At 67.9% G+C, this 11,665-nt stretch carries 10 protein-coding genes; 2 read left to right on the plus strand and 8 right to left on the minus strand.

Going from position 1 to position 11,665, the window contains the following annotated elements:
• Positions 1 to 37 precede the first annotated feature (37 nt).
• From RS85_RS03785 to RS85_RS03795, 3 genes are read right to left on the minus strand one after another with little or no spacing between them, the layout of a single operon-like run.
• Positions 38 to 1,042: an ABC transporter permease gene (locus tag RS85_RS03785; protein ID WP_046012085.1), complete on the minus strand. Its 1,005-nt coding sequence runs from the start codon at positions 1,040 to 1,042 to the stop codon at positions 38 to 40.
• Positions 1,039 to 2,568, minus strand: a complete 1,530-nt coding sequence (locus RS85_RS03790; RefSeq protein WP_046012086.1) for a sugar ABC transporter ATP-binding protein — start codon at positions 2,566 to 2,568, stop codon at positions 1,039 to 1,041. The genes RS85_RS03785 and RS85_RS03790 overlap by 4 nt, the downstream gene beginning before the upstream one ends.
• Positions 2,569 to 2,615: 47 nt before the next feature.
• Positions 2,616 to 3,635: a substrate-binding domain-containing protein gene (locus RS85_RS03795; protein ID WP_200894785.1), complete on the minus strand. Its 1,020-nt coding sequence runs from the start codon at positions 3,633 to 3,635 to the stop codon at positions 2,616 to 2,618.
• 192 nt (positions 3,636 to 3,827) lie between these two features.
• Between RS85_RS03795 and RS85_RS03800 the strand changes: the two genes are divergently transcribed.
• Together RS85_RS03800 and RS85_RS03805 are read left to right on the plus strand one after the other, a co-directional pair.
• Positions 3,828 to 4,856, plus strand: coding sequence for a zinc-dependent alcohol dehydrogenase (locus RS85_RS03800; protein WP_052703364.1), 1,029 nt, complete (start codon positions 3,828 to 3,830; stop codon positions 4,854 to 4,856).
• Positions 4,857 to 4,951: 95 nt separating this feature from the next.
• Positions 4,952 to 5,968 carry a LacI family DNA-binding transcriptional regulator gene (locus RS85_RS03805; protein WP_046012088.1) on the plus strand — a complete coding sequence of 339 codons (1,017 nt, stop codon included), beginning with the start codon at positions 4,952 to 4,954 and terminating at the stop codon, positions 5,966 to 5,968.
• Here the strand turns inward: RS85_RS03805 and RS85_RS03810 are convergent.
• From RS85_RS03810 to RS85_RS03830, 5 genes are all read right to left on the minus strand, one after another.
• Positions 5,919 to 7,010 (minus strand): zinc-dependent alcohol dehydrogenase family protein, encoded by a 1,092-nt coding sequence (locus RS85_RS03810; protein ID WP_235282326.1) that lies wholly within the window; start codon positions 7,008 to 7,010, stop codon positions 5,919 to 5,921. The two genes, RS85_RS03805 and RS85_RS03810, sit on opposite strands and share 50 nt — an antisense overlap.
• Positions 7,011 to 7,155: 145 nt before the next feature.
• The gene (locus RS85_RS03815) at positions 7,156 to 7,989 is read right to left on the minus strand and encodes a sugar nucleotide-binding protein (RefSeq protein ID WP_052703367.1); all 834 of its coding nucleotides are present in this window, start codon (positions 7,987 to 7,989) and stop codon (positions 7,156 to 7,158) included.
• A 110-nt stretch (positions 7,990 to 8,099) separates the two neighbouring features.
• Positions 8,100 to 10,376 carry a heavy metal translocating P-type ATPase gene (locus RS85_RS03820; RefSeq protein WP_046012091.1) on the minus strand — a complete coding sequence of 759 codons (2,277 nt, stop codon included), beginning with the start codon at positions 10,374 to 10,376 and terminating at the stop codon, positions 8,100 to 8,102.
• A complete protein-coding gene (locus RS85_RS03825; RefSeq protein WP_046012092.1) occupies positions 10,373 to 11,293 on the minus strand; it encodes a hypothetical protein in 921 nt (306 codons plus the stop codon). The genes RS85_RS03820 and RS85_RS03825 overlap by 4 nt, the downstream gene beginning before the upstream one ends.
• Complete coding sequence (locus RS85_RS03830; RefSeq protein WP_046012093.1) at positions 11,290 to 11,502, minus strand: heavy-metal-associated domain-containing protein; 213 nt, start codon at positions 11,500 to 11,502, stop codon at positions 11,290 to 11,292. Before RS85_RS03830 ends, RS85_RS03825 begins: the two co-directional genes overlap by 4 nt.
• Between the last annotated feature and the right edge of the window lie 163 nt (positions 11,503 to 11,665).

Raw genomic sequence — 11,665 nt, forward strand, 5'->3', positions numbered from 1 at the left:
TCGGTTCTCTGGGTGCGGGATGCGTGCGGCGAAAAGATCAGTCAACGGTCTTCTTCCCTCTTCGACTCAGGAGGATGTTGATCAGGACCGACACCACGATGATCGCGCCGGACACGACGTCCTGGACATAGGAGTTGACGCCCAGGAGGATGAGGCCGTTGCCGATCATCGCGATGAAGATGACTCCGAGGAGTGTCCCGAGCATCGAGCCGCGCCCTCCGGCGAGCGCCGTGCCACCCACGACGACGGCCGCGATGACGTCGAACTCGAGTCCCGTCGCCGCTCCGCTGTTGCCGGATCCCAGACGTGCCGTCAGCAGAATGCCCACGACAGCGGCGAGGAGCCCGGTGATCGCGAACACGGCGATCCGGGTGCGCGTGACGTGGATGCCGGACAGCATCGCCGCCCGCGCGTTGCCGCCGACCGCGAAGACCGAGCGGCCGAAGCTCGTCCGCGTGGATACGAAGTAGAAGACCACGAAGAGGAGGAAGAACACCACGACCGGCGTCGGGACCGGGCCGATGGACCCTGCGAGGAGATCGAAGAATTCGTTGGTCTCGACGGGCACGGGCAGGGCGTTGGTCATGAATTGGGCGAGTCCGCGGTACGCGCTCCAGAGACCGAGTGTCACGATGAACGAGGGGATGCCGAGCACGGCGCGAAGCCATCCGGCCAGCCCGCCGACGACGAGACCGCCGACGAGGACGGCGATCATGCCACCGGGCAGACCGATGCCCCACGGCCCCGCCATCTCGGCGAGCATCACCGACCAGAAGGCGACCGCTGGGCCGATGCTGATGTCGATCTCGCCCGCGACGATGACGAGAGTCGCTCCCCACGCGACGATGCCGACCGTGGCAGCGTCGCGGAGGATGCTCCACACGTTGTTCCCGGTCGCGAAGCCCGGGGCCACACTGGCGAGGACGACGGCAAGGACGATGATCGCGACCGCGAGCCCGATCTCGTTGATGCGCTGGGTGTTGAGAGCGCGGAAAAGGGGAGCGCGTGCGCTTCGGGTGGGGGTGCTCGACGTCGTTGTCATGAGGGGTCCTTCCGATCGGGGGGAAGATCAGGGCCGGCGATGGCGCTGGTGAGGATGGCGTCGGTGTTGATCCGCGGCGCCCGGTGCTCTTCGACGATCCGTCCTCCGCGGAGGACGATCACCCGGTCGCAGACCGACGGCAGCTCTTCCATCTCGCTCGACACGAAAACTATCGAGGTGCCGGCCGCGGCGAGATCTCGCATCAGGGCGTAGATCTGAGCCTTCGCCTCGACATCGACACCCCGGGTCGGCTCGTCGAGGAGCAGGATGTCGCTCCGTGCATGCAGCCATCGACCGATTACGGCCTTCTGCTGGTTGCCGCCACTGAGAGTGTCGATCTCGGCGCGGGGCGAGGCAGTCTTGATGTGGAGTCGATCGATCAGCGCCTTGGCGGCGCCGGCCATCTTTCGGGGCGAGGTGAATCCGCCCGACGAGACGGCCTTCCAATCTGAGGCGAGCATGTTCTCGTCGACGCCGAGGGCCGGGAAGATGCCGTCCTGTTTTCGGCTCTCCGGGGTCATCCCCACGCCGCTGCGCAGCGCCGCACGATGACCGCGTCCGGAGAGATCGCGCCCCCGTATCCGCACGGTCCCCGATGCCGCGGCCGCGAGCCCGTTGATGATCTCGAGCAGCTCGGTGCGTCCGCTGCCGAGCACCCCGGCGATGCCCAGCACCTCGCCCTCATGCAGCGCGAACGATGCCCCGTGCAGATGCGGCTCCTCATGGATCTCGGAGACCTCCAGGACCACGGTGCCAGGGTCCGATTTCGCTTCCCGGATCGGAGCGAAGTCCTCCACGGCGTTCCCGATCATCATCTGCACGACCTCGCGGGTGTCGACCTCCGCGAGGCTGCGGGTGTCGATCAGGCGGCCGTCCCGCATGACCGAGGCCGTGCTTGCGATCTTCCTGATCTCCCCCAGCCGGTGGCTGACGTAGAGCACGGCGACGCCGCCGGCGGCGATGGCCTGCACCGCGCGGAGGACCCGGTCGACTTCGGCCGCGGCCAGCGAGCTCGTCGGCTCATCGAGGATCAGGAGCCGGGGTTCGTCGTAGATGGCCCTCGCGATCTCGACCAGCTGCTGATCGGCGACGCTCAGCTCGTCTACGACCCGACCGGGATCGATGCGCAGATCCAGCCGCGACAGCGCCTCACGTGTGGCGGCATGCATCCGCCGGTAGTTGAGCGCTCCGAGGGACGAGGGCCAGCGGCCCATGAACATGTTCTCCGCCACGGTCATGCTGCCGATCAGGGAGAGCTCCTGGTAGACCGTGCGGACGCCGAGCCGGTGAGCGCCGTCGACGCCCGCTCCACCGAGCCGATCGCCGCCGACGATGACATCCCCGCTGTCCGGAGCCTCAGCTCCGGACAGCAGGCGGATGAGAGTCGACTTGCCCGCGCCGTTCTTCCCGAGAAGCGCACGGACTTCACCCCGGCCGATCGTGAAGCTGACGTCGGTCAGCGCGACGACCGGACCGTACGACTTGGATGCGCCCACGACCTCGGCGACGTACTCATCAGATGTCATCTCCGTGCCTTCTTCCGCTGGTGAGGGTCAGTGGCGAACGGCCGGGCTCACGGGATTCCGTCGGGGTGGGTCTCCAGCCACTCCGTGCCCTGATCCGGCGTGGTGTACACGTCGATCGGCACGGCGACGGTGAACTCCTGCTCCTTGCCTTCGTGGACGGCGATCGCCGCGGCGATCGCCGCCTTGCCCACGGCGATCCCCGAGACGTCGATCGACGCCTTGAGGATGGTGTTGTCGACAAGCGCCTTGGCGAGATCGGCGGTCATGTCGGAGCCGAAGACGACGGTCTTCCCGGTGAAGCCCTTGTTCTCCACCGCCTTCACGGCCCCGATGGCCGCGCCGCCGGATTCGCCGTAGAACGCGTCGATGGCGGGGTTCGCGGTGAGGATGTTCTCGGCGACGCCGATGGATTCGGTCGGATCGCTTCCCTCTTGGTTGGCGACGAGCGTGTAGTCGATCCCGCGCTCGGTGAGCGCCTTCTCGAAGCCTTCACGCCGGCTCACGCACACCTCGACGAACTCGCAGTTGAGTACTGCGATCTGCGGGGCGTCGATGCCGTTCGCCTCGAAGTAGTCCGCGGCGGCTTCGCCCGTCTTGTACCCGAACTCGACCGGGTCGCCGAAGGCATAGGCCTTGACGTATTTCTGGGCGTCGTCGTCATTGATGCAGGTGTTGTAGCAGATGACGGGGATGTCGGCCGAGGAGGCGTTGCGCAGAGCCGCGACCGAGGCGTCGGCGGAGACCGCCGAGAGCAGGATGGCGTCGACCTGCGAAGAGATGAGAGTGTCGATGAAGGCAGACTCCTTGGAGGCGTCGGCAGCGGCGTTCGTCTCGACGAACTCCACCTTCTTGCCGGCCTCGTCGGCGCCGAGCTCGACGCCCTTCTTGACACCCGCGTAGAAACCCTGGGTGTCGAGGTAGATGGCCCCGATCTTGAGGGTGTCGTCGTCGGCCGAGCCGTCGGAGCCTCCCGATCCTCCCGACCCTGCGGCACATCCGGTCAGTGCGAGACCCAACACGACGGCGATGGCCGCCGTCCTGCGAATACGTGATGCTGAGAGATCCACGATGATCCCTTCCGCGCCGTGTGGCGCTTCTGGCTTCTGATTCACCGCAACGTCTTCGGTGCGGTATAGTCCCTGAAACTGAAACGTCTCAGGTAGCGGCCCAACTGTATGCGCAGGTCGGGAAGATCGTCAAGCGAAGTTCGGAATATCTCGCGAATCTGAGCGTGAAGCCCCTGAAGAAAGCAGGAGAAGATGTCATCGACGACGTCGACAGGAACACCCCGGACGATGCGGGCGCTCGTGCTGCACGGCCCGCAGGATCTGCGCTTCGAGACGCGCGAGATTCCTGACGCCGAGCCCGGAGAAGCACTCATCGAGATCGGGTCCGTGGGGGTCTGCGGCTCCGACAAGCACTTCTATCTCGAAGGGCGGGCGAGCAGCGAGATCGTGACCGAGCCGCTCGTGCTCGGTCACGAATTTGGCGGCCGGGTCGTCCAGGTGGGATCCACCGCGGATGCCGCGCTGGTCGGCCGTCGCGTGTCCGTCGAGCCGCTGATGTCTGATCCTCGATCCGCGCAGGCACGACGGGGCAGCTACAACCTCGATCCCGATCAGAAGTTCTTCGGGGTTCCGGGCACGGACGGCGCTCTGCAGCAGTTCCTCCGCGTGCCCGTGGAGAACGCGTTCGTCATCCCGGACTCGGTCAGCGATGATGCGGCGGCCATGGTGGAGACGATCTCGGTATCACTCAACGGCATCCGCAAGGCAGGGGTCTCGGCGGGCAGCCACCTACTCATCACGGGCGGCGGGCCGATCGGTCTCTTCGCCGCGCAGTTGGCGTTCCTGCACGGAGCGTCGCGCGTGGTCCTCGTCGAACCGCAGGTTGAGCGGCGCGCCAAGGCGGCGAGCTACGGATGCGAGGTCGGCGCCGACCTCGTCAACATCGACGAACTGTTCGACGCGGTCGTCGAATGCACCGGCGTCGGCGTCGTGCGCCACGACGCCTGTCTCAAGGTGGCACCGGGCGGCAAGGCGATCTTCATCGGTGTCGGTGCGCAGGATGCCTCCATCCCGATGCCGGCGATCATCGAGCGAGAGGTCTCCGTCCAGGGCGTCATGCGCTACGCGTTCACGTGGCCGACGGTCATCGACGCACTCGCCGCCGGGCGGATCGACGCCGACTCTCTGGTCACCCGCGCGTTGCCTTTCGATCGGGCGATCGAGGCGTGGACGGTGCCGCTCGACACCGAGGTGAAGACGATGATCCGCGTGAATGACTGAGAGGCGGGCGATATATTCGGGTACGATCCGACAGCGCCTGCCGGCGTCGTCACCCGCGTCGCCGAGTCGCGGCGATCCCCCTTCTTGGAGAGCACGTGGACACTGAGCGACAGCCGGATCAGATCGATGTCGCACGGCTCGCCGGTGTGTCCGTCGGCAGCGTCTCGACTGCGATCAATCGGCCGGAGCTGGTATCCGACCGGATGCGCAGCCGCGTACAGGCGGCGATCGATGAGCTCGGGTACGTGCCCAATCGATCCGCCGCCACGCTACGGCGCGGCGGCGCGAGCCGTGTTCTCGGTCTGATCGTCCCCGAGATCACGAACGCGTTCTACGCCGCGATCGCGGATGCGGTCGTGAATGCGGCCGACAAGCACAACTACGCGGTATCGCTGTGCGTGACCCACGAGGACCCGGCTCGGGAGCGGCGTCATTTCGAGATGCTCGCGCAGCAGCGTGCCGCCGGAGCGCTGGTCGTGCCGATCAACCCCGAGGCGGAGCGACTCGCGATGCTGCGGAGCATCGGCACGCACATCATCCTCGTCGACCGGCCGATCGATACGGCTCAGGGCTGTTCCGTTGCAGTGGACGACGTACACGGCGGTCACCTCGCCGTCCGTCACCTCCTGTCCTCGCCCGGCGACGGGATCACACTCGTCAACGGAGAGCGATCCATCCCCCAGTGCCGTGATCGGCACGCCGGCTCTATCGAGGCCCTTCGCGAGGCGGATCTCTCGGAGCGCGACCTCGTCGAGATCACGGTTGACGAGATGACGGTCGACGCCGGCATCGCGGCAGCCGAGCGGATCCTCGCGACGGGCGCGCCGCGCCGTATCTTCTGCATCAACGATCAGCTGGCGACCGGGGTGCTCGAGGGGCTGTCGCGCGGCGGCGTCTCCGTGCCGCGCGACGCCCGAGTGATCGGCTACGGCGACCTCGGACTCGACGGCCGCCATGCGCTTTCGACGATCGGTCAGCCGAAGGAAGCGATGGGCGAGCACGCGGTCGAGCTGCTCCTGGACGAGCTCACAGACGGAGCCAACCACGCTCATTCCGCAGAGATCATCCGGCCGCATCTGATCGTTCGCGAGTCGACTTCTCCGAGGCACTGACCAGGGGCATCAGCACGACTTTCCCTGTGGCTCCGCCGGCGGCGACTCGGTAGGCCTCATCGGCATCCTCCAGGACGAAACGATGGCTGACGACGATCTCAGGGTGAAGACCTTCGGCAGCCAGCATCCGGGCCAAGTCCTCCAGCCCCTGCACGGATGTCACCCACGACGCCGTGATCGTCAGCTGCTTGTGCAGCAGATTCTCGGAGACCTCGGTCTCGAGCGCGCCCCCTTCTCCGAGTAGGGCGACCCGCCCCCATTCCGCCGCAGCGGAGACCGCAGCGAGCCGGCCCGGCGTGCTGCCGGACGCGTCGACGCTGACCTCGCAGCCTTTGCCGCCGGTCAGGGTGAGTACGGAGTCGACGGCGTCGTCGTCCGCGATGACGATCTCGTCGACGAGCCCGAGCCCGCGTACGAACTCGATCCGTTCCTGATTCCGCTCGAGTCCGATCACGCGTCGCGCTCCGAGCATCCGCCCGATCATCGCTGCCGCCAGCCCGACCGGACCGAGTCCGACGACAAGGAGGTCCTCGCCGCCGTGGAGACCAGTCCGACGAAGACCCTCGTATGCCGTGCCGAAGCCGCACGCGATGAGCGCGCCGTCGGTGTAGGAGAGCGGCGCGGTCAGCGGGACGCACTCGCTCTCGTCCACCAGCACGAACTCCGCGTGACCGCCGTCGCGCTGCCATCCGTAGGCCTGCCGTCGTGATTGATCCGAGCAGCTGATGCCGTACCCCGCCCGGCAATTCCGGCAGACGCCGCACCCGTGGATGTGGTAGACGATGACGTCGTCGTCCACGCCGAATCTGCGGACGCCCTCACCCACGGAGACGATCCGACCGCAAGGCTCATGTCCCGCGATCACTCCCTTGTACGCCGGCTCGCCGTTGAGCCCCTTGTGGGTCTTGTATCCCCGGTAGATGTAGCCGATGTCGCTGCCGCAGATGCCCGACGCCCCAGTGCGGACCACCACCTGTCCGCGACCGGGTTGCGGCATGGGGAAGTCGCGGACCTGCGCCGTCGAATCGCCTGGAAGGATCACACCACGCACGGTCGTTCCTCTCGTCGCGCGCGATGCATCGTCGCATCTCGCTTCGCGCACACGCTACGACGCGACCGCCGAGCCCGGAATGGTGCATTCACTGCTCGACCTGGACGATGCGACGATGAGTGGGAGGCGACGCGGTTCAGGCTCTCGGCCCGCCCACGAGCATCTCGTCATACCCCTCGCGGTAGGTCGGGTAGTCGAGGGTGCCGAGCAGCGACCGCAGGAACGATCCGTCATGGACGAGTCCTGTCGGCTCGGCGGACGTGTCGTCGGGCGGCACGGGCAGCCCGAGCTCACCGGCGATGTAGGAGACGACCTCGCCGAGCAGCACCGGAGCCTCGTCGACCGCGTGCACGAGCGCCGGGGGCTCCGGCATCCGCAGCAGCAGATCGAGCGTGCGCACCAGGTCGACCTCGTGGATGCGGTTCGTGCGACGGCGATGGTTGACCGTCGCCTGCTCGCGCACCTGCCGGAGTAGGAACCCGCGGCCGGAGCCATAGATCCCGGACGGCCGCACGATGACCGCGCCGAACAACTCGATCGCCGCGCGCTCGCCGTCGTACAGCCCGCGGGAGCGATCGGATGTCGGCACGGGTTCGTCCTGCTCCGTGATCGCGTGGTCGGATGCCGACCCCTCGAAGACTCCGGTGGAAGAGACGAAGACGGTGCGCGCCGGGATCGCCGGCAGTGCGGCGGCGAGGTGGGCGAGGGCGATGCGGTAGCCGTCGACGCCTCCCGGAGGCGGGAGGGTGACGACCATCGCGTCGACTTCGGGAAGCGGCTGTTCGAGAGGGGCCGTCAGGTCGGCGCGGAAACCGACGACGCCCTCCGGCAGCTCGCCCTCACTACGGCGCAGGGCGAATACCTCGCCGCCGTCGGCGAGCAGCCGGGGCGCGAGACGGACGGCGAGCTTGCCGAAGCCGACGAGGAGTGTGCGGCGCGGGGGGTCGAGTGGGACAGAAGGAGAGGTCACCCCCCCAATCTGTCACACCGGCTCGCCGAGACCCCCGATAGTTGCCGAGACCCCGGCCTGGTGACGCCCACAGGCCGGGGTCTCGGCGGTAAGCCGGGGTGTCGGCGGGCTCAGTTCCGCGCCACGCTCCGAAACCCGCGCAGCCTCAGGCTGTTGCCGACCACGAAGACGCTCGACAGGGCCATCGCCGCGCCCGCGAGCATCGGGTTGAGCATGCCGAGGGCAGCGACCGGGATCGCCGCGACGTTGTACGCGAAGGCCCAGAACAGGTTCACCTTGATCGTGCTGAGGGTCTTCCGCGACAACCGGATCGCATCGACCGCGCTGCGCAGATCCCCCCGCACGAGCGTGATGTCGGACGCTTCGATCGCGACATCCGCTCCGGTTCCCATCGCGAGCCCGAGATCGGCCTGCGCGAGAGCGGGAGCGTCGTTGACGCCGTCGCCGATCATCGCGACGACCTTGCCCTCGCTCTGCAGGCGCCGGATCACGTCGACCTTGTCGGCGGGAAGCACCTCGGCGATGACCTCGTCGATCCCCACCTCGGCCGCGATCTGCCGTGCGACCGCTTCGTTGTCGCCGGTGAGCAGAACAGGCGTGAGCCCGAGAGCCGTGAACTGCCGGATCGCCTCGGCACTGGTCGGCTTGACGGTGTCTGCCACGACCAGGATGCCGCGTGCCTCACCGTCCCAGCCCACCGCGACGGCCGTCTTGCCCTGGCCCTCGGCATCCGCCTTCGCCTGCGCGATCGGCGGACTCAACCGCAAAGACCACTCGGCCAGCAGCGACTCGCGGCCGACGAGCACGGCATGGCCGTCCACGACGCCCTGCACGCCCCTGCCCTCGAGGTTCGTGAAGCCCTCGACCGGGGGCAGCGAGCCGACCTCCTGCGTCGCGCCCTTCGCGACGGCCTGCGCGATCGGGTGTTCGGATGCATCCTCCAGAGCACCGGCGAGGCGCAGCAGCTCGGCGCGATCGGTACCCGGCTCGACGACCACGTCGACCAGCATCATCCTGCCGCTGGTGACCGTGCCGGTCTTGTCGAGCACGACGGTGTCGACGGTGCGCGTGGACTCCAGCACCTCCGGGCCCTTGATGAGGATGCCCAGCTGCGCGCCGCGACCGGTGCCGACCAGCAGCGCGGTCGGCGTCGCCAGCCCCAGGGCGCACGGGCAAGCGATCACCAGCACCGCGACCGCCGCCGTGAAAGCCGCAGCCACCGGGAATCCGGCACCCAGCCACGCGCCGAGGGCGACCACGGCGATGACGATCACGATCGGCACGAAGACGCCCGAGATGCGGTCGGCGAGCCGCTGCACCTCGGCCTTGCCGGTCTGCGCGTCCTCGACGAGGCGAGCCATCTGGGCCAGCTGCGTGTCGGATCCGACGCGCGTCGCGCGCACCACGAGTCGTCCCCCGATGTTCGTGGTGGCACCGGTGACGGCGTCGCCCTCGGCGACCTCGACTGGCACCGACTCCCCCGTCAACATGGAGGCGTCGACCGCCGAGGTGCCCGAGACGACCATGCCATCGGTCGCGATCTTCTCGCCCGGGCGGACGATGAACTGGTCGCCGACGCGCAGGTCCTCGACGGGGATCTTCACCTCGACGGGTTTCCCTCCAGAGCCGTCGCGCACGACCGACACCTCTTTGGCGCCGAGCTCGAGCAGCGCGCGAAGAGCAGCGCCCGCCTGCTTCTTCGACCGCTTCTCGAAGTAGCGCCCGGCGAGGATGAACATCGTCACGCCCGCGCCGACCTCGAGGTAGATGTTCGCGGCGCCGTCGGAGGGCGACAGCGAGAACTCGAACGGGTGCGTCATCCCCGGGGTGCCCGCCGTCCCGAAGAACAGCGCGTACAGCGACCAGAGGAACGCGGCCGAGGTGCCCATCGAGATGAGCGTGTCCATGGTCGCGGCGCCGTGACGCAGGTTCATCCACGCGGCACGGTGGAACGGCCAGGCGGCCCAGACGATCACGGGCGCGGCGAGCGCCAGCGACGCCCACTGCCAGTAGGTGAACTGCAGCGCGGGGATCATCGCCATCGCGATGACCGGGATGGTCAGCACGATCGAACCGATCAGCCGGTGGCGCAGCGAGCGCAGTTCGGGGTCCTCGTCGTCGTCGGCGCCTCCGGCCGGTCGCGCCGACTTCGGTGCGGGCAGCGCGGCCGTGTATCCGGTCTTCTCGACCTCGGCGATCAGCGCGGCGGTGTCGTAGCCTTCCGGCACGGTGACCTTCGCCTTCTCGGTGGCGTAGTTCACGGTCGCCGTGACGCCGTCGAGCTTGTTGAGCTTCTTCTCGATCCGCATCGCGCAGGAGGCGCAGGTCATCCCGCCGATCTCGAGCTCGACCCCGGACCCCGAGGTCTGCGACAGGGAAGTGCTCATGAGTGGTCTCCGTGCTCGGCGTCGACCACGAACGACGCCGTGTGCACCTCGCCGTCGACTTGGAAGTCCAGGTACAGCAGGTAGCGGCCGGCGGTCGGAGCTTCGGCGAAGAACGTGATCTCGGGTCCTGCGGTGTCTCCGGCCTGCGGCTCGTCACCCTCAGCGTGCACGTGCAGGAACGCGAGATCGCCCTCGCGCAGCGCGACCAGGTGGCCGAACGCGCCGAGGTAGGGCTCGAGAGCCGTGACGGGCTCGCCGTCGCGCGAGATCGAGATGGTCAGTTCGCTCGCGGAGCCCGCGACCACAGCACCCTCGAGAGAGACGGTGAAGCCGTCGACCTCATCGACCTGGCTCGGCTCGGATGCCACAGGGGCGAAGTCGCCGGCGACCTGGACGGTGCGGGAGATCGTGATGCCCTCGCCGTCCGCCGGGGTGAAGTCGGCGAACACGCGGTACGTTCCGGCATCCGTCCACTCCCAGGGGAGCGACCAGGTGCCGGTGGAGTCGTCGAGCTCCGGGTGCACGTGGCGGAAGCCGGTGCCGTCGGAGCGCACGACGATCAGATGCAGCTGCTTGTCGTGCGAGGTCGTGTAGTCGGTGACCGTGTCTCCCGCGGCATCCTCGATCCGGAAGCTCAGCTCTTCCGCCTCGCCGACCACGGCGGGAGCCTCGACCGGCGAGAGCACGTAGCCGTCGATGCTGATCGCCAGGCCCTTGAGGGCGGCGGCCAGCTCCGGCGCCGATTCGGCCGACTCGGGCCCGGTCGCGTGACCGTCTCCGTGCTGGTTCATCTCATTCCCTTCTTCGGATGCCGTCACGATGTCATCCGGCGCGACGGCTGCGGCGATGCCGAAGGCGCCGGCGAAGGCCACCACCAGCCCTGCTCCGTAGAGCGCCAGCCGTGCGCCGGTCCTCATGACGCTCGTACCGCCGAGTAGCCCGCTTCCTCGACGGCCGCGAGGATCTGCGCGTCGTCGATCTCCGCGGATGTGGTGACCGAGAGAAGCCCGGTCTTCGCGCTCACCTGGATGCCCTCGACGCCGGCGATCTGCTCGACCTCTTCACGCACCGACATCTCGCAGTGTCCGCAGGTCATGCCCGTCACCTGGTACTCGTTCGTCGTCATCTCATCCTCTTCCGTGTCGTTCTCGGTCGGTGTACTTGTCCCAACGGTATACCCCGCCTGGGTATTCCGCCACTCTGACGTTAAGATACCCCCCGGGGGTATAGACTGACCACTCGCCGGACGGTCCGGAAATCAAGGAGGAGAACCATGTCCCACCCACCCC

It is taken from the genome of Microbacterium sp. SA39 (assembly GCF_000967865.1).
Taxonomy (GTDB): Bacteria; Actinomycetota; Actinomycetes; order Actinomycetales; family Microbacteriaceae; genus Microbacterium.